The 21,864-nt window shown below is 58.4% G+C and carries 18 protein-coding genes and 2 pseudogenes; 10 read left to right on the plus strand and 10 right to left on the minus strand.

Annotated elements, in window-relative coordinates:
• Positions 1-113: 113 nt before the first annotated feature.
• The 3 genes from QK293_RS18035 (at position 114) to QK293_RS18045 (ending at position 4,578) form a co-directional block, all read left to right on the plus strand.
• The gene (locus QK293_RS18035) at positions 114-1,859 is read left to right on the plus strand and encodes a phosphoethanolamine transferase CptA (RefSeq protein WP_282379410.1); all 1,746 of its coding nucleotides are present in this window, start codon (positions 114-116) and stop codon (positions 1,857-1,859) included.
• A gap of 167 nt (positions 1,860-2,026) precedes the next feature.
• Positions 2,027-4,264: a TonB-dependent siderophore receptor gene (locus QK293_RS18040; protein WP_282379412.1), complete on the plus strand. Its 2,238-nt coding sequence runs from the start codon at positions 2,027-2,029 to the stop codon at positions 4,262-4,264.
• Positions 4,265-4,362: 98 nt separating this feature from the next.
• Positions 4,363-4,578, plus strand: a complete 216-nt coding sequence (locus QK293_RS18045) for a hypothetical protein (protein ID WP_282379414.1) — start codon at positions 4,363-4,365, stop codon at positions 4,576-4,578.
• A gap of 47 nt (positions 4,579-4,625) precedes the next feature.
• On the opposite strand, the gene QK293_RS18050 is transcribed toward QK293_RS18045, so the two are convergent.
• From QK293_RS18050 to QK293_RS18080, 7 genes are all read right to left on the minus strand, one after another.
• Positions 4,626-5,117 carry a GNAT family N-acetyltransferase gene (locus QK293_RS18050; protein WP_282379416.1) on the minus strand — a complete coding sequence of 164 codons (492 nt, stop codon included), beginning with the start codon at positions 5,115-5,117 and terminating at the stop codon, positions 4,626-4,628.
• Positions 5,118-5,217: 100 nt separating this feature from the next.
• Complete coding sequence (locus QK293_RS18055) at positions 5,218-5,799, minus strand: DinB family protein (protein WP_282379418.1); 582 nt, start codon at positions 5,797-5,799, stop codon at positions 5,218-5,220.
• Between the two features lie 18 nt (positions 5,800-5,817).
• Positions 5,818-6,936: a cell division protein ZapE gene (gene zapE / locus QK293_RS18060; protein WP_282379420.1), complete on the minus strand. Its 1,119-nt coding sequence runs from the start codon at positions 6,934-6,936 to the stop codon at positions 5,818-5,820.
• Positions 6,937-6,962: 26 nt separating this feature from the next.
• Complete coding sequence (locus QK293_RS18065; protein WP_282379422.1) at positions 6,963-7,304, minus strand: nuclear transport factor 2 family protein; 342 nt, start codon at positions 7,302-7,304, stop codon at positions 6,963-6,965.
• Between the two features lie 52 nt (positions 7,305-7,356).
• The gene (locus tag QK293_RS18070; RefSeq protein WP_282379424.1) at positions 7,357-8,073 is read right to left on the minus strand and encodes a YafY family protein; all 717 of its coding nucleotides are present in this window, start codon (positions 8,071-8,073) and stop codon (positions 7,357-7,359) included.
• Between the two features lie 324 nt (positions 8,074-8,397).
• Positions 8,398-9,357 (minus strand): agmatinase, encoded by a 960-nt coding sequence (speB, locus tag QK293_RS18075; protein WP_282379425.1) that lies wholly within the window; start codon positions 9,355-9,357, stop codon positions 8,398-8,400.
• A 13-nt stretch (positions 9,358-9,370) separates the two neighbouring features.
• A complete protein-coding gene (locus tag QK293_RS18080) occupies positions 9,371-10,462 on the minus strand; it encodes a polyamine ABC transporter substrate-binding protein (RefSeq protein WP_282379426.1) in 1,092 nt (363 codons plus the stop codon).
• 102 nt (positions 10,463-10,564) lie between these two features.
• Between QK293_RS18080 and QK293_RS18085 the strand changes: the two genes are divergently transcribed.
• From QK293_RS18085 to QK293_RS18095, 3 genes are all read left to right on the plus strand, one after another.
• Entirely contained in the window at positions 10,565-11,467 is a 903-nt protein-coding gene (locus QK293_RS18085; RefSeq protein ID WP_282379427.1) for a LysR family transcriptional regulator, read from the plus strand.
• A 125-nt stretch (positions 11,468-11,592) separates the two neighbouring features.
• On the plus strand, positions 11,593-12,066 hold the full coding sequence (locus tag QK293_RS18090; protein ID WP_282379429.1) for an LEA type 2 family protein: 474 nt from the start codon (positions 11,593-11,595) through the stop codon (positions 12,064-12,066).
• A 26-nt stretch (positions 12,067-12,092) separates the two neighbouring features.
• On the plus strand, positions 12,093-12,659 hold the full coding sequence (locus tag QK293_RS18095; protein ID WP_282379431.1) for a GNAT family N-acetyltransferase: 567 nt from the start codon (positions 12,093-12,095) through the stop codon (positions 12,657-12,659).
• On the opposite strand, the pseudogene QK293_RS18100 reads toward QK293_RS18095, so the two are convergent.
• A pseudogene (locus QK293_RS18100) lies at positions 12,649-13,056 on the minus strand (nitrilase-related carbon-nitrogen hydrolase); the annotation flags it as partial. The gene QK293_RS18095 and the pseudogene QK293_RS18100 overlap by 11 nt on opposite strands.
• On the opposite strand from QK293_RS18100, the pseudogene QK293_RS18105 reads away from it, so the two are divergent.
• Positions 13,053-13,856: pseudogene (locus tag QK293_RS18105) on the plus strand (LysR substrate-binding domain-containing protein); the annotation flags it as partial. The pseudogenes QK293_RS18100 and QK293_RS18105 sit on opposite strands and share 4 nt — an antisense overlap.
• Here the strand turns inward: QK293_RS18105 and QK293_RS18110 are convergent.
• Positions 13,840-14,091, minus strand: a complete 252-nt coding sequence (locus QK293_RS18110; protein WP_282379433.1) for a hypothetical protein — start codon at positions 14,089-14,091, stop codon at positions 13,840-13,842. The pseudogene QK293_RS18105 and the gene QK293_RS18110 sit on opposite strands and share 17 nt — an antisense overlap.
• Before the next feature lie 165 nt (positions 14,092-14,256).
• On the opposite strand from QK293_RS18110, the gene QK293_RS18115 reads away from it, so the two are divergent.
• Complete coding sequence (locus QK293_RS18115) at positions 14,257-14,574, plus strand: DUF883 family protein (protein ID WP_123364977.1); 318 nt, start codon at positions 14,257-14,259, stop codon at positions 14,572-14,574.
• A 79-nt stretch (positions 14,575-14,653) separates the two neighbouring features.
• Here the strand turns inward: QK293_RS18115 and QK293_RS18120 are convergent, their stop codons facing one another.
• On the minus strand, positions 14,654-15,694 hold the full coding sequence (locus QK293_RS18120) for an Ldh family oxidoreductase (RefSeq protein WP_282379442.1): 1,041 nt from the start codon (positions 15,692-15,694) through the stop codon (positions 14,654-14,656).
• 231 nt (positions 15,695-15,925) lie between these two features.
• On the opposite strand from QK293_RS18120, the gene QK293_RS18125 reads away from it, so the two are divergent.
• Both QK293_RS18125 and QK293_RS18130 read left to right on the plus strand, forming a co-directional pair.
• A complete protein-coding gene (locus QK293_RS18125) occupies positions 15,926-20,755 on the plus strand; it encodes a DUF6543 domain-containing protein (RefSeq protein ID WP_282379444.1) in 4,830 nt (1,609 codons plus the stop codon).
• Between the two features lie 97 nt (positions 20,756-20,852).
• Positions 20,853-21,854, plus strand: coding sequence for a FecR domain-containing protein (locus tag QK293_RS18130; RefSeq protein WP_282379446.1), 1,002 nt, complete (start codon positions 20,853-20,855; stop codon positions 21,852-21,854).
• The last annotated feature ends 10 nt before the right edge of the window (positions 21,855-21,864 follow it).

Below are 21,864 nucleotides of genomic sequence, written 5' to 3' on the forward strand. Positions count from 1 at the left end.
ATCGGCCTGTTGATACTCCGGCTCATTATGGCCGCTCGGTATCCGTGCGGCATCCGTTCGTCGGCGACATGGAAGGCCTCGGCGGTCGAAGTGATTACTAGGCTGGAGCGCCAATGGCTTTGTTTAAACGCAGCAATACGTCTGCGAAAGGTTTCGACTGGACAGGATTTCTCTGGCTGTTCCTGTTCTTCTGGTATTTTTCGGGCATTACCCAACTGCTGATCCAACTGACGGGCACCTCTGGTTTTACCGGGTTTCGCCAGGCCTTTGTGATGAGCGCCATCTGGCTCGCGCCGATGCTGCTGTTCCCCAAACAAACACGTGTCATGGCCGCGCTGATCGGCGTGGTGCTGTGGGCCTGCTCGATGGCCAGCCTGGGTTATTTCTTCATCTATCAGCAGGAATTTTCCCAAAGCGTCATCTTCATTATGTTCGAATCGAACATCTCTGAAGCGGGCGAGTACATGACTCAGTACTTTGCCTGGTGGATGGTGGCGGCGTTCCTCGCTCACACCGCTTTCGCTTACGTCCTCTGGACTCGCTTGCGCCCGGTGTACATGCCTCGCGGTCGGGCACTGGTGGCTGCAACGGCCATTGTGGTCGCTGTCGTCGGTTATCCGCTGATCAAGCAAACCGCGCGTACCGGCAGCCTCGCCGGCGGTTTCGAAAAATTCGAAACGCGCATCGAGCCCGCCGTGCCTTGGCAGATGGCCGTGGCCTATCACCGCTACCTCGATACCCTGGCCGGTATGCAAGACATGCTCCATAGCGCCAGCAAGATTCCACCCCTGCACAATCTTAAAGATACGACGGCCAATCAGCCGGCGACCCTGGTGCTGGTGATCGGCGAGTCCACCAACCGTCAGCGCATGAGCCTGTATGGCTACCCTCGGGAAACCACCCCGGAGCTGGACAAGCTCAAGGAACAACTGGCGGTCTTCGATAACGTCATCACCCCGCGCCCTTACACCATCGAGGCGCTGCAGCAGGTGCTGACCTTCGCCGACGAAGAAAACCCGGATCTGTACCTGTCGACCCCATCGCTGGTGAGCATGATGAAGCAGGCGGGCTACAAGACTTTCTGGATCACCAACCAGCAGACCATGACCAAGCGCAACACCATGCTGACGACCTTCTCCCAACAGGCCGACGAGCAGGTGTACCTGAACAACAACCGCAACCAGAATGCCGCCCAGTACGATGGCGACGTGATCGAGCCGTTCAACAAGGCATTGGCCGACGCTGCGCCGCGCAAGCTGATCGTCGTGCATTTGCTCGGCACGCACATGAGCTACCAATACCGTTATCCGTCGTCCTTCGATAAGTTCAAGGACCGCAAAGGCGTTCCGGACGGTGTGCGCGACGATCAGGTGCCGACGTACAACAGCTATGACAACGCGGTGCTGTACAACGATTTTGTGGTCTCGAGCCTGATCAAGGACTACGCCAAGTCTGATCCGAATGGGTTCCTGCTGTACCTCTCCGACCATGGTGAGGACGTATTCGATTCGCCTGGTCATAGCACACTGGGTCGCAACGAGAGCAAACCGACGGCGCCGATGTACACCATCCCGTTCATGGCCTGGGCGTCACCGAAATGGCGCGAAAACCATGACTGGAGTTTTGCCGGTGATCTGGGGCGGCCTTACAGCAGCTCGCATCTGATCCATACCTGGGCTGATCTGGCAGGCTTGAGTTTTGATGAACTGGATCGCAGCAAGAGCCTGGTCAGCGACAGTTTCAAGCCCCGGCCATTGATGATCGGCAATCCTTATGAGCGCGAGCAAAAGGCACTGATCGACTTCAGCCTGATGAAACCCAAGGCCACGCCTGCCAATCCGGCAGTCGTTCAGAAGTAATCTTTTCAGGGGCCAGCTCCGGCCCCTTTTTCCTACGCCATTGCGCGACAACTCTGCCCGAAACCTCGCAAAGATAATAATTATTCTCATTTAGTGCTAAATCCCGCCTCTCCCCTTCGTCTTTGAACAAACGGAATTTTTCCCTCGAAGACAAGGAGTCGGCTGCGATGTTCGCGCCTATCACCCGTTCCATGACCTTTACCCTGGGCCTGTGCAGTGCCGCCCTGTGTCCCGATCTGCTGGCCGAAACCAGCCCTGATCAAGAGCCCGGCCGCACCCTCGAACTCGGCGCGACCCAAGTGACCGCCCAAGGTTTGGGCAGCACCACCGAAAACACCGAGTCGTACACTACCGGCGCCATGAGCACTGCAACGCGCTTGGACCTGTCGATCAAGGAAACGCCGCAATCGGTTTCCGTGGTCACGCGCCAGCAAATGGACGATTTCAAACTCGGTACGCTGTCCGAAGCCATGAGCCAGACCACCGGCGTGGTGGTTCAACACAACGATTCGGACCGGGTCAGCTATTCGTCCCGGGGTTACACGATCAACAATTTCCAGATCGATGGCATGCTGAATACCTTCAGCTACATGAAGTCCGATTCCGACACCATCATCTACGACCGCATCGAAGTGGTTCGCGGCGCGACCGGCCTGACCACGGGCGCGGGCGACCCTTCGGCCACCATCAACATGGTGCGCAAACGGCCGACGGCGCAGTGGCAAGCCCAATCCGGCGTCAGCGGCGGCCGTTATGACGACTACTACAGTTATCTGGACGTCGGCGGCCCACTGGCTTTCGACGGACGCCTGCGCGGACGCAGCGTGCTGGCCTATCGCGACAGCCATTCGTTCCGCGACAAGTACCAGCAACAACGGGAAGTCGGTTACGGGATTCTCGAAGCCGACCTGACCGATGACACTGTGTTGGCTGTGGGTTACGACTATCAGAACAAACATGTGCAGGGCACATCCTGGGGCACCGTACCGTACTGGAACTCTGACGGCGGCAAAGCCAACCTGGGACGCTCGACCAACATGGCCACGTCCTGGAGTTCCTGGCCGCTGAAGGACAAAACCGCGTTCGCCAATCTGGACCATCAACTGGGAGGCGGTTGGCACCTCAAGGCTGCCTACACTCACCGGGAAAGTGACACCGACGGCAAGATCTACTACGGCGGTGGCGGCTTCCCGAATGCCGATCGCAGCGGCATGAGCGCCAACGTCAGCCACATGATCGGCACGCAAAAAATGAAGGCCTATGACTTCAACGTGTCGGGACCTTACTCGCTGTTCGGGCGTGAGCACGAAATGATGATCGGCTATGGCGAAGCCGAACGCAGCGAAGAAAACCCTTACACGGTAGACGGCGCACGGCCGTCGGATTACGAAAACGTCCCCGATTGGAAGTACATGGGTGGCATCCCCAAATTCCCCGACACCGTCACCAGCCTGCAAGGTTCCAATGAAAGTACCCGGCAAAAAGCCGGTTACCTGGCCACTCGCTTGACCCTGACCGACGACCTGCACGCGGTACTCGGCAGTCGTTATGGCAGCTGGGAAATGTCGAAGAAGACCAACAAATACGACAACAACCTGCAACTGACCGATGTCGAAATCACTCGCCAACTGCACAACGACATGTGGACCCCTTACGCCGGGCTGCTCTACGACATCACGCCTGAGTACACGGCTTACGTCAGCTACACCGATATTTTCAAACCGCAAGAAGACCGTGACAGCCATCATAAATACTTGGAACCGGTGGTCGGCAGCAACTATGAGCTGGGGCTCAAGGGCAGCCTCCTGGAAGAGCGCCTCAACCTCGCCACCGCATTGTTCTGGAGCAAGCAGGATAACGTCGCCGAACTCGACGATTCGGTGCCACCGGACCCGGTCACCGGGGAGGAATTCTTCAAATCGGGCGGCAAAGGCAACAAGGTTCAGGGTTTCGAAGCCGAAGTCTCCGGCGAGGTCACGGCGGGCTGGAACATGACAGCCGGTTACACCTACACCCACTCGGCCAATGGCGAAAAGCAGCGCAACAACATCAACCAGCCGTTGAATATGTTGCGTTTCTCCACGGCCTATCGCCTGCCCGGCGACTGGCAGGCACTGACCGTGGGTGGTGCGGTGAACTGGCAAAGCGACGTCTACCGCGCCGCCAGGCGCCCGGTCGGACGTGGCGCCGGTGGCGAGGTGATCACCGCCAGCGCGAACATCCGCCAGGAGGCTTACACCGTGGTCAAGTTGATGTCGCGTTATGAGTTCGACAAGCACCTGTCGGCCTCGCTGAACGTCGATAACCTGTTCGACAAGAAGTATTACGACAACGTCGGGTTTTACAACGGCGTCTTTTGGGGCGACCCGCGCACGGTGACCCTGAGCCTGGATTGGAAGCTCTAAGCGTTGTTAACTCTCGCTTAACCGAATCGTCGAAAACTGTGCCTTCGACACTGGCTCATGGACGAAAGGCACCCGACAATCGTAGTGGGAGGCACACCATGAAACGTACACCCCTGATCATCGCCGGCCTGATGACGTTCGTCTCGGCAAGCGCATTGGCCGAAGGCGGCGCCGAACGCATGCGGTATTACTTCGACACCCTGCGGTACAACCAACAGCAGGCGCTGGGTAACACCACCGAAGGCAAAAGTTCTGAACTCCGGGTTCCGGACGATCAAACCGCACAGGTGACCGAGTCCTACAGACCGAAATAAACAAAGGGCGTCCTGATGGACGCCCTTTTTTTTATGCCCGCAAGTGATTAAAGCGCCTTGGTCCAGAACAGCATCCGACCGTGCGCCGGGTCGAACATGCCCGCGGCAAAACCGAACTTGCCATAGGACGCTTGGGCGATTGCATTACCTTCCAACACCTCCAGCGTGATTTTGCAGCAGCCGCGTTGGCGAGCGATGTCCTCGACCTTTTGCAGCATTTTCTGGCTCAACCCCAAGCCGCGAAACTTCTTCACCACCATCACATCGTGCACATTGACCAACGGTCGACAGGCGAAGGTCGAGAAACCTTCAAAGCAATTGACCAGCCCCGCCGGCTCGCCACCGACGAAGGCCAGCACGCTGAACGCATAGGGACGCTTGGCCAGTTCCGCCGGCAGTTGTTCCAGCCTGTCGGCGGGCAATGAGTGGCCCCCGCCCATCGGGTCTTCGGCGTAAGCATTCAGCACCAGACCAATAGCCTCGGCATGCACCGCATTGGTGTAGCTGGCCTGAAGCACAAGAATTTCTGCGGATTCCATTTCCACCCTCGATTACACATGAAGTAGCCCCAGCACGCAGCTCGTACTGGAAAGCCGAACGACAATATCGCGAGCGCTGCTCATGCTGCAATCTTTACGATCAAGCGCCCCAGATCAGCGTTTCGGTCCACCCCAGCTCGGCAAAATCCTCGGCCCTCAAGCCTGACTCTCCGGCACAGAAAAACTCGTCCAGTTGCGGCGGTTTGACCGAGGTACCGCTGAGCATGGCGTGAACCTGCCCGCGATGATGAATCTGGTGCTCGAACAAATGGGAGAGCATACGTACGCGGCTCTCATATTGCGGCGTGTCCCGGGCGATGGTCACGATCTTCCCGAGGTCGGCATCGCGCATTTGCTCGCAGTAGGCGATCAGTCGCCGGTCTACCAGCGCTTGTTCGCGCTCGAGGTCGACCGCGTGCGTAAACGGCTCGTCCTGGTTGAAAAACACGTAGCAATCGGGATGCGGATCATCGCCGCGCAACTCCCGCTCCAGCGCATCCACGTAAAACCAGTCACAGGTCAGGATGTGATTGAGGGTAGCGCGCAGACTGGGAAAGAAGCTGACCCGCGGTGCCGCCAGCTCGGCCGGGTTCAACTGGCTCCAGATCTTGGCGAGTCGATGATTGGCCCAGGCGTTCTGGTAGGCCATGGTCAGCAAATGGTGCGACAGAGGCTGATTCATGTTCGCGGCTCCTTGGGTTCAAGCTTCGGCGAAACGTTGCAGCTGCATTTCCTGTAATCGGCTGAGGGTGCGGCGGAATGGAAACTCCAGATAACCCTCGGTGTACAACGATTCCATGGGCACCTGCGCTTCAAGGCACAGCGGCACCTTGCGGTCATAGCACTCGTCCACCAGGGCGATGAAACGCCGTACACCGTCGTCATGCACCGACAATTGCGGCAACTCGCGATCACCCGCCACCACCCGCTCGACGCCGTCTTCAGTGCCCCGGGCGATGCGCCCTTCGCGCTTTTGCGCGCTGAGGTTGGGCACGTCACTCAACAGAATAGCGCTGAAGGTGTCGCACAGGGCGATGAAATCCATGGCGGCAAAAGGCTGTTCACAGAGATCGGCGTAACGACTCCAGAGCACGGTTTCGCTGGCCTGCACGACATTGAGTGAGCGATAGCCTACCTTGATCGGGTCACTGGCCACCGACTGGCCGACGGTCAGTGCCTTGAACACTTCACCCAGCGCACTGGGCTGTCCCGATGCGGCCACCCAGTAACGTTGCAAACCTATGCCGGGGTGGAGACGATGATCTTCGCCACCGTCCACCGCAATCACCTGCATATGTTTCTTGATGGCCTCGATGGCGGGCACGAACCGGTCGCGGTTGAAGCCCTCGGCGTACAGTTGATCCGGGGGCTGATTGGAGGTGCAAACTACAACCACGCCCTGCTCGAACATCACCTGAAACAAACGGCCAAGAATGATGGCGTCGCCGATGTCGTTGACGAACAGTTCGTCAAAGCACAGCACCCGAACTTCCTCGCTCAGTTCGCGAGCCAGTGCCTTCAAAGGGTCGGCGGTGCCGGTCAGCTGAAACGAGCGTTGATGCACCCAGCCCATAAAGTGGTGAAAGTGTTGGCGACGGGCCGGGACCTTCAGGCTTTGGTAAAACTGGTCCATCAACCAGGTTTTACCGCGTCCGACCGGCCCCCAGAGGTACACGCCGGTGATCGGCGCGCGCCCTTCATGCAGCGCTTCGTAGCATTTTTGCAGCGCCCAGACGGCATGTTCCTGAGCTTCGTCCTGGACGAAGCCCTTCTGTTCGATGGCGTGCTGCCAGGCGCTTAAGGGAGAGTCGACATTCATGCGCGGCAGTATGCCACGCGGCTTGGTTAGAGGGAGATGTCTAGCCGGGCGATCTTGCCCTGCTCGTTCAGGCGAAACATGTAGCGCAATTCCAGAGGGCTGCCAGGAAACGTCCCGGAGATCAGGTTGTGCACCAACACTTTGCCGGTGCGCAGTTGCACGTCGAGCACTTCAACCCGTGGCTGGTAACGCTGGGCGGTGTCTTGCATCCACTGCGCGATGGCGTGAGTGCCGACCTGGTGCTGGCCTTCATCGAACACATTGGCATCCTCAGCGAAAAAACTAGCGACCCGCGAGGTGTCGCGGGCATTGGCCGCAGCAATATAGGCGGCGATGGCGGGTGCCAGTGAAGCGTCTGGATTGGGCATGTTTACGGCTCCTTGTTTGTTGATTCTGGCCCCATGCTAAAACAGGCCTGTGTCAGTTCTTGTCAGGAGTGAAACGCCCGGCTTCATCCAGTTGCATCTGCTTGCGCCAGGTCCGCAACAGGTCGCTGCGCCGCCCCGGATACCGCTCGCCCTGCGCACTGGCGGCCGAGATCCGGTCGGTGCGAAAGGTGCGATAGGCGCTGCGCAACTCACACCAGGCGACGATGATTCGCGCCTCGTTCAGAAACCCCAGGGCCAGCGGCCAGATCAGCCGCTGACTCGGCACCTGATGGGCGTCCGCGTAGTCGATGTGCAGCTTGGCCTGATCGCGGATGGCCTGGCGAAACACCGTCAGTGGCACCGCGTTGGGCGCAAAGCCATAACCGCGCGGGCCCGGCAGGACTGTCGGGTTGCGTAACGCGTCGAGCGCTTCAGGCGCCAATACCGCGGCAATCTTGGCCAGCGCATCCGCCGCGGCCTTGCTCAATACCTCATCCCCGCGCTGATCCACATAGCGCAAGCCCAACACGATGGCTTCGGTTTCATCGGCGTTGAGCATCAATGGCGGCAGAAACAAACCGCTGCGCAGCACGTAGCCGATTCCCGCTTCACCGTAAATCGGTGCGCCGAGTGCGGTGAGTTCAGCGATGTCGCGGTACAGCGTGCGCTCGGAAATCTCCAATTCGCCGGCAAGCGTCGCCGCGGTCACCGGACGACTTTTGCCGCGCAGCACTTGCAACAAGGTCAGTAAACGAGTGGTACGCGACACGATCGGCAGGCTCTGTCCGGAAAAGTTGTCGAAGCTTAGCAGAGCATCCTGTCAGAAAGTGGCAGGAGCGATGGGCCGGGGGTCGGCCCTTCTCTGAAGCTGGCGGCAATTTCATCGACACCGCCAACGGTTATCAGGCTGGCCAGTCGGAAGCAGGGCTGAAACCCTGGATCTGCCAATCATCCCGGTCGCCTGAAAAAGCATCGTCGGATCGCCGGCCGGACCAAGCCCGCGCCCACAGGTACTGCGCTGTACTTGTGGGAGTGGCGGTGCGGCGATCCGACTTGCCCGCGATGGTGTCGGAGGAGTCACCGCAGGTCGGTGTTACCGGTCGACCTTATGTTTAGCCGCATACAAACACAGCATTTCCATCGCCAACGTCGCCGCCGCCAGTGAGGTAATGTCCGCACTGTCGTAGGCCGGCGCCACTTCCACGACGTCCATCCCCACCAGATTAATCCCGCGCAAGCCACCCAGGATTTCCAGCGCCTGCACCGTGCTCAAGCCGCCGCACACCGGCGTTCCGGTGCCCGGAGCGAATGCCGGGTCGAGGCAATCAATGTCGAACGTCAGGTACACCGGGTGATCGCCGACCCTCGCCCGAATCGCTTCGACAATTGCATCAACACCACGTCGATGCACTTGCCGCGCATCCAGCACTTGAAAGCCCTGGTGATCGTCATTCGTGGTGCGCAACCCGATCTGAACCGAACGCGACGGATCCACCAGCCCTTCCTTCGCCGCGTGCCAGAACATCGTGCCGTGATCGACGCGCTTGCCGTCTTCGTCCGGCCAGGTGTCGCTGTGGGCGTCGAAGTGGATCAACGACAGCGGACCATGTTTACGCGCATGGGCCTTGAGCAGCGGATACGTGATGAAGTGATCCCCGCCGAACGTCAGCATCGCGCTACCGGCGTTGAGAATGTGTTCGGCATGGGCTTCGATGCTTTCGGGCACCGACTGCGGTGTGCCGTAATCGAAGTCGCAATCACCGTAGTCGATGACCGCCAGATGGTCGAACGGGTCGAAGGTCCATGGCCAGTGGCGTTCCCAGGCAATCCCGGTGGACGCGGCACGAATGCCGCGTGGTCCGAAACGCGCTCCGGGGCGGTTGCTGGTGGCGGTGTCGAACGGGACACCGCTGACCGCTACATCAACGCCACGCAAGTCGCGACTGTAGCGACGACGCATGAAACTGGTGATTCCGGCGTAGGTACTTTCTGCGGCAGTGCCATAGAGGCTGTCGCGGGTCATGGCCTGATCGTTTTGCATCGGGACGTCCATCAGGTATTCCTTTTTAGTGGCGGCTACGGAAAGTGGTCCACAAGCGCGTGCGTTGACGCATGTCCTTGAGGCTCATGCTGCGGTCGGCGTACAACCGGTCACGCACGTCAGCCAGCGGGTAAATGTCCGGGTCGGTGCGCACCGCCTCATCCACCAGCGGTGTTGCGGCCTGGTTGGCCGTCGCGAAGAAAAGTGTGTTGGTCAGTGCCGCGACGGATTCCGGGCGCAGCATGAACTCGATAAAGGCGTGGGCCGCTTCAGGGTGAGGCGCATCCTTGGGGATCGCCAGGTTGTCCTGCCAGACCAGCGTGCCCTCTTTCGGAATCCGGTACGCCACTTCGAACGGCTTGTTGGCCTTGCGCGCCTGATCAGCGGCCATGCTGGCGTCACCGTTATAGGTCAACGCCAGGCATACGCTGCCATTGGCCAGATCGCTGATCTGCCGACCGGTGGCGACGTACAACACATTGGGTTGCAGCTGATGCAGCAGCGCTTCGGCGGCTGACAGATCCGCCTTGTCGGTGCTGTAAGGATTTTTACCCAGGTAATGCAGCGCGAGGCCGACCACTTCCTGGGGTGAATCGAGAATGGCAATGCCGCAGTCTTTCAGTTTGCTGGCGTATTCCGGCTTGAACAGCAGGTCCAGGCTGTTGAGCGGCACATTCGGCAAACGCTGCTTCACGGCTTCGACGTTCATCCCCAATCCCAGGGTGCCCCAGGTGTAGGGCACGCCATAGCGGTTGCCAGGATCGACGGCGGCGAGTTTTTCCAGCAAGTCCGGATCGAGGTTGGCGTACCCCTTGAGGCCTTCGTGAGGGATCTCTTTCAACGCACCGGCTGCCAGTCCGCGGGCCAGCACACTGGAAGACGGCACGACCACGTCGTAACCGCTGCCTCCGGTGAGCAACTTGGTTTCGAGTACCTCCGAAGAATCGAAGGTGTCGTACCGCACATGGATGCCAGTTTCCTGTTCGAAACGCTGCAAGGTCTCGGGAGCGACGTAATCAGCCCAACTGTAGAGGTTGACTACTTTTTCCTCGGCCTGGGCCGATACGGCCATGGCGAGAAACAGTGCGGGCAAACACAGCTTGAACGTGGGAGCCATGACGAAACACCTGACCAGAGGAAGTGGATGCAGAATGCGTCGTCAGATACATTGGAAAAATACCAAGGTAGTTATCCTGACTTTATCTCGGAGTAATGTTTGATGCTCGGCCAACTCCATGATCTCGATCTGCAACTGCTGCGGCTGTTCGTCAACGTGGTGGAGTGCGGCGGCTTCAGCGCGGCTCAGGGTGAATTGGGTCTGAGCCAGTCGAGCATCAGCCAGCAAATGGCCAAACTGGAAACCCGGCTCGGCTATCGTCTGTGCAGTCGCGGCAAGGGTGGTTTCAAAATCACGCCCAAGGGCGAACAACTGCTCAACGCGACTCGCAGCCTGTTCGAGTCCATCGAAGCCTTCCGCCATCAATCCAATGGTGTGGCCGGGCGCTTGATCGGCGAGGTTCGTCTGGGGCTGTCCGAAGCGCTCGATCAATCCGTGTTGCAACGGGTGGCCGATGCGATCCGGCGCTTTCGTGAACGGGACGAATCGGTGCGCATCGAATTGATCAGCGCCATGCCTGGTGAAATGGAACGGTTGCTGTTGCAACAACGACTGGACCTGGCGATCGGCTATTTCTCACAAGTGCAAAGCGCCTTTGACTACCGCGAACTGTTTACCGAAACCCAGCACCTGTATTGCGCCGCCGGACATCCGCTGTTCACCGACGATGCGCCTGACGATCACGCGCTACAGGCGTGTGATCGAGTCGATCACCCTTACCGTTTCCTGCGCAGCGACGAACCCTTCCAGGGGAAGATGTGTTCGGCGCGTTCGGAGCAAGTCGAAGGCACCCTCGCCTTCATTCTTTCCGGTAAACACGTTGGCTATTTGCCCAATCACTTTGCCCGCAGCTGGGAAGACAAAGGATTGCTGCGGGCCGTGCGCCGAGGCGATATGAGTTTTGACGTGGCATTCCATCTGGCCCGCCATCGCGCGCAGGTGCCGGGGGATGCGCAAAGGGCATTTGAAGAGGATTTGCTGGCGGCATTTGCGGCACCCGTTTGATAATGATCGTTCCCATGCTCTGAACTGAACCCGTCTCGCCTGCAGCTGTCGCACCCTTGAACCGCTAGAAAATGCTCGAGGCCGAGCCACGGGTGGTTCGGCCTTTTCTTTAAGAGAGCATGTCCATGCGCAGTGTCCACGCCGTTTTGCTTTCCCTTCTTTTGCTCTCCCTTAGCGCCTGCGCCCTGCTGCCCAATCGCGACCCGCTGAACATCAACGTGGTCGGCTTCGAGCCGTTGCAAAGCCAGGACATGGAAGTACGCTTTGCCGTGAAAATACGCGTGCAAAATCCCAATGAGACCGCGATCGACTACAACGGCGTGGCCCTGGACCTGGAGGTCAATGGCCAGCCACTCGCCTCCGGCGTCAGCGATCAAGCGGGCTCGATTGCACGCTTTTCCGAAACCGTGCTGACGGTGCCGGTGAGCGTTTCGGCGTTCTCGGTGCTGCGTCAGACCTTGGGCCTGAGCCAGACACAAACCCTGAACAACCTGCCCTACGTGCTGCGAGGCAAACTGGCCGGTGGCTTGTTCGGCACCCTGCGTTTCGTGGAAAGTGGCAAACTCAGCCTGCCAGCGTCGACGACCGGCACCTGGTAATTGCGACTCAAGGAGCGACAAAGAACATGGAAGTCACACCCACGCTCGACACCGAACGCTTGATCCTGCACCCGCTGGAGTTGGCCGATGCCGAAGCCATCCAGCAACAGTTCCCGCACTGGGAAGTGGTGCGTTACCTGAACGCCCTCGTCCCTTGGCCGTACCCTGCTGACGGCGCACTGACCTATCTGCGTGACAATGCCCTGCCAGCGATTGCGCGCGGTGATGAGTGGCATTGGTCGATCCGCTTAAAGTCCGCGCCCGATCAGTTAATTGGCACTGTCAGCCTGATGAATGAACAGGACAACAACCGCGGCTTCTGGCTAGGGCCAAAATGGCAAGGCCAGGGCTTGATGACCGAAGCCAGTGCGGCCGTCACCGAGTATTGGTTCAAAGCCCTCGGCCGGTCAGTGCTGCGGGTACCGAAAGCGGCGCCCAACATCGGCTCGCGCAAACTCTCGGAACGCACCGGCATGCGCTTGATCCGCAGCGATGAGGGCGACTTCGTCAGCGGGCGATTCCCCAGAGACCTCTGGGAAATCACCCGTGAAGAGTGGTTAACTCAACCTAGAGATCCAGGGGTTATGCGTTGAAGCGGACACCCGGTTTGGCGCGCTCATCCACCGACAACTCAAACACATCCGGGCGCGCGTAGTGCCCCACCACGTCGCAGTCGTAACGGGCGCGGATCAGGTCATCGGTGTCGATTTCTGCGCTGAGCAAACCGGTGCCATCGCGCAACGGCCCCGCCAGAATGTCGCCCATCGGCCCGACGATCACGCTGCCGCCGGCAATCAATGGCCGGTCCGCCGGCCAGTTGGCGATCTCAACGCCCAAGGCGTGCGGTGAATCCTGAACCTGACAGGCGCTGACCACAAAGCAACGTCCTTCATGGGCGATATGGCGCATGCTGACCTGCCACATTTCCCGCTCGTCCACCGTTGGCGCGCACCAGACCTCCACGCCTTTGGCGTACATCGCGGTGCGCAGCACTGCGAAGGCTGCGCGAGGTGTATGGCGATCAGTTGTTCGTGCGCACCGGCCGAGGCCTCGCGCCCACACTCAAGGCCAACCAGTTGAAACCGGTGGTCAGCGATGCCCTGAACAAATGCCGGCAGAGCCTGGCGATGGTCGATCCGGCCGCCCACCATGACGACGGGCGCTCAGTCACCGGGGGTATGTCAGATGATTTCGAAATTGCTTATGGTCGCCGGCTGATCGAGGAAATCGCCCGCGTCGCGCCGAAGCTGCGGCTGATCTTCCGTCAGACCCACAGCCAGATCGTCGCCCAGGCGTTGATGGAACGCAGTATCGATCTGGCGATTACTGCAGGCGGATTTGCCGAGCGCTTGCTCAGCCGTCAGGTGCTGGGAGAAGGAGGCTATCTGTGCCTGGCAAACCCGATGAGCCTGGCCCAGGGACAGCAAACCATCAGTCTTGAGGAGTTCGTCGCCCGCGAGCACATCCTGGTGTCGTCGGGTGGTTTTATCGGGATCACCGATGAGGGGCTGGCGGCGCTGGGGTTGAGTCGGCGGGTATGGGCGTCGACCACACACTTTGCGGCGTTGCCGCATTTGCTCAAGGGCAGTCAGGCCGTGGCGACCATTCCGGCCCATGCGGCCCAAAGCATCGCGGCGCTCAGCGGCCTGGCGCTGCTGCCCTGCCCCCTGGCGTTGCCGCGTTACCCGATCGAACTGGGCTGGCGCACCAGTACGCAGCTCGATCCGCTGGTGTTGAAAGTGCGTGAGGCCATTGTCGCGAGTTTCGCATGTTCTATTTGGCAGCCATGAGGCGATTGATCTCGCTGCGCACCATGTTCGCGAATTCCGGGGGCGACATGCCGTCAAGTTCGGCACGGACCCACTCGGACCATTTGCCTTTGCGCTTGGCGCGCTCACCGAACAACCTTGCGGCCTCGCCCTTGGACTTGCCCAGGTTGCTTTGCCAGAGATCGAACAGACGGGATTTCTCATCTTCAAGCGCCGCGCGCTCGGCAAGGGGTTTGTCGGCCAGATTGAAGCTCATGGGAGTTACCTGCTGCGTAAATTAGGCGACATCTTACACTGTAGGAGGAAATGTCCGACTCAGGATTTTTCTTCAGGGTGGGGTCAACGCGAAAATTCACTGCAACTTTTTCGCTGACGACAGACTCCATTGTTCACTGTCCATTTACCTGCAAGGAGTACCCCAATGGCCCGGAAAACAGCCGCACAAGTCGCCGAAGACCAGATCAAGGATCAGGCCTTCAGTGAACTTCAGGCTCTGATCGAAGAGTCGGAGAAACTGTTGAAAAGCAGTGCCTCACTCGTCGGTGAAGAAGCGGACACACTTCGTGGGCAAATCGCCCAGAAACTTCAGCAGGCTCGGGACTCCGTCACCAGCGTTCGTGACCGGACCAAACCTGCAGTCGAAGCCACTGAAACCTACATTGGTGGTCATCCGTGGCAAACCGTGGCCATCTCTGCCGGTTTTGGCCTGGTAGTCGGTTTGTTGCTGGGCCGGCGTTAAGCGGTACCGCTTTAATGGGCACTCAGCAAAAAGGCGAGCCTTTCGCTCGCCTTTTTCATGCCCGGGGTTTAGGCAGACCTCAGAGCCCGGCCAATTCCCGCAAATTCGCCAATGTCTGAGCATCGAGCTTAATGCCTTCGGCGCTGGCCTTGGCCCGCTGTTGGTGACGTCGATCACCCGGCAGACGCTTGAGCCCCACACCGTGCATCTGCCGGACCAGCTCCTGGCTGCGCTCGGCAAAACTCTGCCCCGCCGCCTTGCTCGGGTCGATCACGATCAGCAGTTGGCCAGTCCACGGCGTCTTGGCCCCCGGATGGTTCGACCAATCGAACTCGAAGGAAAAATTCCCCCCGGTCAACGCCGCCGCCAACAGCTCGACCATCATCGACAGCGCCGAACCTTTATGTCCGCCAAACGGCAACAACGCGCCGCCCTCCAGAATCGCTTTCGGGTCCTCGGTCGGCTGGCCGAGACCGTCCACACCCATGCCTGGCGGCAAACGCTCACCTTTGCGTGCGGCGATCTGCACATCACCATGGGCAATGGCGCTGGTCGCCAGGTCGAAGACAATCGGTTCGCCATCAGCCCGAGGGGCGGCGAACGCAATCGGGTTGGTCCCGAACAACGGGCGATCGGCACCGTGCGGCACCACGCAGGTCATGCTGTTGACCATGCTCAGCGCCACCAGCCCTTCATAAGCGAAGGGCTCGACATCCGGCCACAAGGCTGCGAAATGGTGGGAATTACGAATCGCCAGCACCGCAATGCCGGCACTGCGGGCCTTTTCAACCAGCAGTGCGCGTGCTGCCGCCAAGGCCGGCTGGGCGAATCCATTGCAGGCGTCGACCCGGACAAAACCCGAAGCGACGTCCTCGACCACCGGCACGGCCTGGCCATTGACCCAGCTGCTCTTGAGCGTCGACACGTAACCGGGAATACGAAACACGCCGTGGCTATGGGCGCCATCGCGCTCGGCGCCGGCGCAGTTGAGGGCCAGTGTTTTGGCGACATCGGCGCTGGTGCCATGACGCTGGAAAATCTGCTCAAGCAAAAGAACGAGCGCGTCGAAATCGAGCGTTTGAGTGTTCGAACTGACGGTCATTTCGGGCGTTGCGGTCATCTGAAGCTCCAGTTTTATTATTGAGTACGGGCAACAGGGTGAAACGAGGTTGCACGGCAACCAAAAACAGTTGTCGATTAAGCGCTGTTTTACCAGCGTCCTGTCAAGTCTCGACAGCCTGTTCGGATCAAGCAATATGTACCGCACTCGAGCCTGCCCCTGGCCGTACTGTTTTTCCTCAATCCAAAGGCCTGCGATTACCCACCAATCGCAGCACATCGAGGAAAAATCATGATTGCTTCTCCACTGCCGTATTTTTTTGACGAAGCAGAACGTGCATCCAATGCCAAACAGCCCGGTGATCGCGAGAAAGCGCTGACCTTCACCCTTGATGACCTGAATTGGTTGCAGGGTGTTTATCTACCGACCCATGTAGCCCGTGTGGCCACTACCAAGCCCATACATATCGAACGATTGCTTCTGGGCCCGACGGACATTCCATTGGCCGGTGCTTTCGCCATGAGCCGGCCCAATAATGGAGAAGTCATGCTCTACACGCCGTGGAAAGGTCTGGTCAAATTCGCGGACAAGGTCGACCTCAAAAGCACACTCAAGGCATGGTTGGCGCAAGAGACCGGAAAACGGGAATTACTGCGTTATCTTTCCATTGAACAACGTAACGCTGTGCAGGCAGCTGCCATGCCTGAGATTTCTACAACAACCATCGAAGGTGCGGTATTCCAGGACCAGGCGCTCACACTCGAACTCAATCAGACACACAACATCCAGTCGATGATGGCCAAACTGGTCAAGATGCCGACACTGCAGTCGATGCTGGACGAAATCCTCAAGATTGCTTTGGCCAAGCGATTCCCCAGGCTGGACCAGCGCCAGACAAGGCTGGAAAGCTTCATCAGCACGGTTTCCACCTTCGACACCCGCGAGTCCCGGTACACGATGTCCTCGCAGCCACTGAGCGACGTCCTCTTGCAGTACTACCTGACCCATCAGTGGCCAACGGGTGATTCCAGGGTCTTTTCCAATCCTGCACACGGCGTGAGCAGCGACGCCGATAACCAGGCATGGGAAAGCTCAATCATAGAGATCGCGCAACGCTTTACACCTCACTTGCGAAACCTGCTGAAAACGTACTGGAACTCCCCCACACGCGCTGGCCAGTCACCCTCGGAGTTTCTTACCGAAGGTATTCGCGATACCTTTCACGTCAATCTTTTATTGAAGCGCCAGCAAGGTGTTTTAACCTCGCAGCAATACCTGCGCTTGATGAATGTGAGCCTCGCGCCTGCCTCCAACGATTCCCTGCGCATCGAAAAAGTACGTATCACCGCGCCCTTCAAGCACTACGCGGAACTGGCCTGCACCTTGATGATCGGCAGCAGCGACGCCCTCGGCTTTCTGTATACCCGGTCCAGAGGTATCGAAGCCACGAGCAACCTGCCCGCGGCCAGAACAATCGTGCTGGCGATGATCAAAAGCGAAGGGCATGAGGACACGCTGCTTAACTACATGTCGCTGGACGAGCGCCGTACGCTGCTTTCAATGGAACCGGATGAACGCATGATTATCGGAGAACCGATCGTTGGCCCGGCGTTCGAACAATTGATGGCAGACATCCTCGACAAGCAATTGCAGAACCTGACTTACGCCTTGAGCCGCTACCGCGAAAGTGAAGGTTCGCTGGACCCGCATGCATTGCTCGACAAGGCGCTTGATGTTCGGGGACTGATCGATGAGCGCCTGTTGGCCGTCGATGCCAACGGGCGCTGGAGTACACACGTGGACCAGCGCTGGAGTGCACAACCGGCCACCGTGCGCGCCGAATCGGTCAAAGAACAATGGGCACTGCTCTCCACCGCGGCGCTTGAACAAAACCTTCTAAACCACCCCGTCATTCCTGCCGCCACCCGCACGATCACCGACGCCCAACGTTTCGTCGGTTCGTCGCTGGAAGGCTTGCAATCAAGTTTCACCCACACCCTGTCCACAGCATTGCGCAGCGAGCTCAAACTGCAGACGGTTGCCCGCACGCTGGGTGTGACGGAACAGGCGATCATCAAAACGGTGCTCGATTCACCGATACGGTTGCACCGGGGCGCGTTGAACGGTTTTCTGCCGGACGTATTTTCCCTGGCGTTGAAGGCAGGCGACGCTACGGATCCGTTGAAACTGGCCAGTTGTTTTGTGCTGACTGAACGAGGAGGCCTGGACCCGGTGCATTCGGGCAGGGCCATTTTGTGGACACCCGCGTTAGGGTTTGAAGCCTTCAAAGCATTGACACCGTTGCTGACCGAACTCGGTCAACGCCTCGCAGACGTCAACCATCGCTCAACGCTTCTGGAGAACCTTGGCCGCAGCGAACGATTGCCTGGCAAGACTTACACGTTGGCGCCCCTGCAGCGGGTAGATGGGCATTTTCTTGATCATCTACAAAAACCCTCTGTGCATCTGGACCCGTCGTGCCTGACCAGCGCGCTGGCGACGAAACTCTCCACCACGCCGCTGACCCATCTCCTGAATCTCGTGGCGCTGCGTAAGCCGAGGTCGGGGCTCGACCGTGCGATGGACATTGCGCGGTCACTGACGACTCAACAAAAACTGCCGGCATGGCTGGCCAAAGCGTCCGTTAACGATCTGATGCTGCATGCCGAGCTGCTTCAGCAATACCTCAATAACGTTAAAGACGACCAGGATTACCTGACCGGCATACGATCACTGCAACGCACGGCACACCTTGAACTTGAAAAACAACTCAAGGCAGACACCTTCAACATCAACCCGGACAACGTCCAGGTCCAAATAAGTGCCCACGCGACATCTGCAGCCAACACTCAAACGCTGACCGACTTTGCGTTGACTCACCTGAAGGATCTGGATCAGGTCCATTTCAAACTGGTATCGCTTGATACCACCGTGATTCCCGAGGGGATGGACGAACGCTACATCACAGACCTGATACGAAACCTGAAACCGGGCGAACATCAGCAGAAAATACTGAGCGACGCCTTGGCAGATACCCAGGCGAATGCGGGCCGCAGGACGCGGTTTTACACACAATTGCCCTGGCAGTTGATGCATTACGCTCACGCGGAAAAACTGCAGGAACGTCTGAGCGAGACGGGGTTTGATCTGATCCGGCAAGTCATGGACATGCCAGACGCCATCGCCCGCGCTGCAGTCGCCGGTGCCCATGCGATCATCCGCCCGCTTGAGTTCTTGGGTATCAAGAGTGCACAGACGATCAAAGTGCCCGGTGTTTATCTAATCGGCTCAACGGCTGATCGCTCTGCACCACAGGTGCTTATTGCGCCTCACAGCCCTCGGCATGGGGTGAAAGAATATGAAAATGAAGCACAACTGCTAACAGAACTGAAGACCCGCGGACCGCTGCTCGACTGGCTACTCCTGAATCTGCCGCAGCCTGATCGGATACTCCTGGAAACCCGGATGGCGATCACTGATCACCGCGTCACCAGAGCCACGCCGACGAGCACCGGTCATCGCTTCACCGAGACCACACTGGCATCCAATCCGATCAAGGGGAACCTGTTCAACCATTTACTCAATGACAACGCTGCGTTGCTGACCCGATTGCTCGGTTGTCAGTCCGATGACAGAAAACAGGGCGAGTGGGCGACCATCAAACAGGTGTTGGGCGAAGATTTGCACGCGGCATTTTCGTTTTGTATAGGCAAACTCGCGTACCCCATCACGGTATGGCGCAGTTACCGCGATATCAAGCAATCCGCCGAAGACCTTCAAACACATAAATGGGGAGCCGCAATAAAAGAGTTCATCAGCGGCATTGCACAACTGGCCTCGTTGCAGCAATCGATGGAGGAGCCTTCGACGACCCGCGCGCCCGCGCCAGAAACGCCCGACACTCGACTCAAATGGCAGGACATCGACATCACTGCACCCGAGCGCACGCAATTGAAGCGTCATGAGAGCATCGACGTCGATCTGGGTTCGCTGACACACAACGCCAAGCTTGGGCTCTACTCTCATCCAACGACAAAACAACTTTACGGGCCGGTTGAAGGAAAAGTGTATCCGGTCGCAAAACCTGGCACCCGTTGGCGCATCGCCGACACCCCCGCTCGCGTCCCTTATCTGCGTCAAAACGAATCGAAACAATGGGTTCTGGACAGGGAAAAACCGGCGCCCCGCTTCAGCCTCATCAACCGGTTACAGAACGCGATAACGGTTTGGGAAAGCATGAATGTCGAAGCACATGGAATGCCTCAAGTCCGTCAAATTTTTCCGCGAAAGGCTCGTCAGATTGACGAGGCGCTGGATCTGGCAACCACCTATGCCTGGAACAGCTTCCGCAACCTGCAAATGCTCAAGACTTCTGACGGTACGGTCACGCCCGTGCACCAGCTCATCATGGATTTTATCGATGTGTCTACCGTGTCGGACGCGCATGTGCAGAAGCTCGAAAAAGTCGTGGGCGACATTTTTGCGGCCCTGTTGGACCCCACACTCAGAAAGCCGAACTCCAGGCGGTTTGTAGTCGGCAAGATCCTCAGTCACGCGGAAAATACGTTCGGCTTCACCCTTCCAAAGGACGTAAAAGGGAAAATTTACCTGACAGATAAATTTTTCTTCCCCCATTTCGACCACTACCGCGATCATCTGTCCGACGCCGCCTTCCCCATCAACGCTCATGCTCGGGCGGCAACCCTGATCCATGAGATTTCGCACATTGCCGGCAAAACCGAGGACATTTCTTATCTCGACTCCAGCAGACCGTTCGTCGACCTGATAGGAACGGCCAGTGCTTTCGCCACTGATCTCAAAACAGCCTTGAGCGAACTTCAGGACAGCGCACTGTCAATCAAGACGCCTTATACACAGCTGTTCAAAATCCAGAACCCTGATGCCGGTGAATGGGAGGACCTGGGCAGTACTACTGATGAAAATACCGATCGGATAAAGGAACATATCTTGACCTTGACCGGCGAGGACAACCTGAGCGGTGCCCGCACAACCTTCAAAAAAGATCCACTGATCAGACTGGCGGTGCAACTCGCTAACGCTGACAGCGTTACCTGGCTGATCACCCATCTGGGGCGCCAATTGCACACCAGCACCCCATGAATCAGAAAATAAACACCACTTTGATGGGTAATTGCCATGACGGTTGTTCTCGCAGACTTCCTCACAAGGTTAGAATGCAGGAAATCAGGATGAGTCAATGACCGAAAACCCTCTCTCGCAAGCCCAATATGACGCAATCACCGATGCCGCTGCGCATTGGTGCATGCGTCTGCACGCCATCGATTGCACGGCTGAAGAGCGGCTGGCGTTCGAGCAATGGCATGACGCTCATCCGCTTCACGCGTTCGAGTACGAGGCCATGCTGGAAATCTGGGATGTCGCGGGGGACCTGCCACGTCCCGAAACCGTGATACCGGTGGCTCGCGCCAAGCGTGAAACGCCTTGGCGCACCTTCGGTATCGCCGCCGCGGTTTGCGCCATGGCGCTGCCATTGGCGGCCTATAGCGGCTGGAACCTGGGCTGGTTACCCAATTCGTACCAACATTTCGAGGCGAGCGATACTGTCCGTCAGGTCACCCTGAGCGATGGCAGTCAGGTGGAACTGAACCTGGGCAGTGAGCTGACGTTCAGCAACTACAAGGACCAGCGCCGGATCACTTTGGAAAAAGGCGAAGCCTTCTTCAGCGTCCGCCACGACACTCGGCACCCCTTCATTGTCAAAGCGGCCGAAGGCAGGATTCGGGTAACCGGAACCAAATTCAATGTCTGGATGTATGAAGATCAGGTACGCGTGAACCTGATTGAAGGTTCGGTGCTGGTCAGCAGCAATGATGCCCTTGCGGGTGACGGCTTGCGTCTCGAGCCAGCGATGCAGGCAAGCTATAGACGCGGCGACTTCACTTCCCAGATCAGTCAGACCTACGACAATGACAACTCACTGGCGTGGCGCAGCGGAAAACTGGTGCTCGATGATCTGGCGCTGGCCGACGCACTGCCATTGATCAATCGCTACTTGAGCAAACCGGTGATGGTGGCCGACCACAGTACCGGCTCGATTCGCATCGGCGGCATCTACAACATCAAGGACCTCAACAACCTGGTGGCGTCCTTGCCCAAGGTATTGCCGGTCTACCTGACCCGCAACAAGGATGGCAATCCGGTCCTCAACTCCATTCCGCAACAAGCCCCAAAAAGCTGAAGGCCGCGAG

Source organism: Pseudomonas sp. AL03 (genome assembly GCF_029960815.1).
GTDB lineage: Bacteria > Pseudomonadota > Gammaproteobacteria > Pseudomonadales > Pseudomonadaceae > Aquipseudomonas.

Bases quoted from the DNA above. Each gene is read 5' to 3' on its own strand.
- zapE (WP_282379420.1), bottom strand. From the start codon at position 6,936: ATGAATGTCGACTCTCCCTTAAGCGCCTGGCAGCACGCCATCGAACAG.
- QK293_RS18065 (WP_282379422.1), bottom strand. From the start codon at position 7,304: ATGCCCAATCCAGACGCTTCACTGGCACCCGCCATCGCCGCCTATATT.
- QK293_RS18130 (WP_282379446.1), top strand. From the start codon at position 20,853: ATGACCGAAAACCCTCTCTCGCAAGCCCAATATGACGCAATCACCGAT.
- QK293_RS18085 (WP_282379427.1), top strand. From the start codon at position 10,565: ATGCTCGGCCAACTCCATGATCTCGATCTGCAACTGCTGCGGCTGTTC.
- QK293_RS18050 (WP_282379416.1), bottom strand. From the start codon at position 5,117: ATGGAATCCGCAGAAATTCTTGTGCTTCAGGCCAGCTACACCAATGCG.
- QK293_RS18125 (WP_282379444.1), top strand. From the start codon at position 15,926: ATGATTGCTTCTCCACTGCCGTATTTTTTTGACGAAGCAGAACGTGCA.
- QK293_RS18115 (WP_123364977.1), top strand. From the start codon at position 14,257: ATGGCCCGGAAAACAGCCGCACAAGTCGCCGAAGACCAGATCAAGGAT.
- QK293_RS18110 (WP_282379433.1), bottom strand. From the start codon at position 14,091: ATGAGCTTCAATCTGGCCGACAAACCCCTTGCCGAGCGCGCGGCGCTT.
- QK293_RS18090 (WP_282379429.1), top strand. From the start codon at position 11,593: ATGCGCAGTGTCCACGCCGTTTTGCTTTCCCTTCTTTTGCTCTCCCTT.
- QK293_RS18080 (WP_282379426.1), bottom strand. From the start codon at position 10,462: ATGGCTCCCACGTTCAAGCTGTGTTTGCCCGCACTGTTTCTCGCCATG.
- QK293_RS18040 (WP_282379412.1), top strand. From the start codon at position 2,027: ATGTTCGCGCCTATCACCCGTTCCATGACCTTTACCCTGGGCCTGTGC.
- speB (WP_282379425.1), bottom strand. From the start codon at position 9,357: ATGGACGTCCCGATGCAAAACGATCAGGCCATGACCCGCGACAGCCTC.
- QK293_RS18095 (WP_282379431.1), top strand. From the start codon at position 12,093: ATGGAAGTCACACCCACGCTCGACACCGAACGCTTGATCCTGCACCCG.
- QK293_RS18045 (WP_282379414.1), top strand. From the start codon at position 4,363: ATGAAACGTACACCCCTGATCATCGCCGGCCTGATGACGTTCGTCTCG.
- QK293_RS18120 (WP_282379442.1), bottom strand. From the start codon at position 15,694: ATGACCGCAACGCCCGAAATGACCGTCAGTTCGAACACTCAAACGCTC.
- QK293_RS18055 (WP_282379418.1), bottom strand. From the start codon at position 5,799: ATGAATCAGCCTCTGTCGCACCATTTGCTGACCATGGCCTACCAGAAC.
- QK293_RS18035 (WP_282379410.1), top strand. From the start codon at position 114: ATGGCTTTGTTTAAACGCAGCAATACGTCTGCGAAAGGTTTCGACTGG.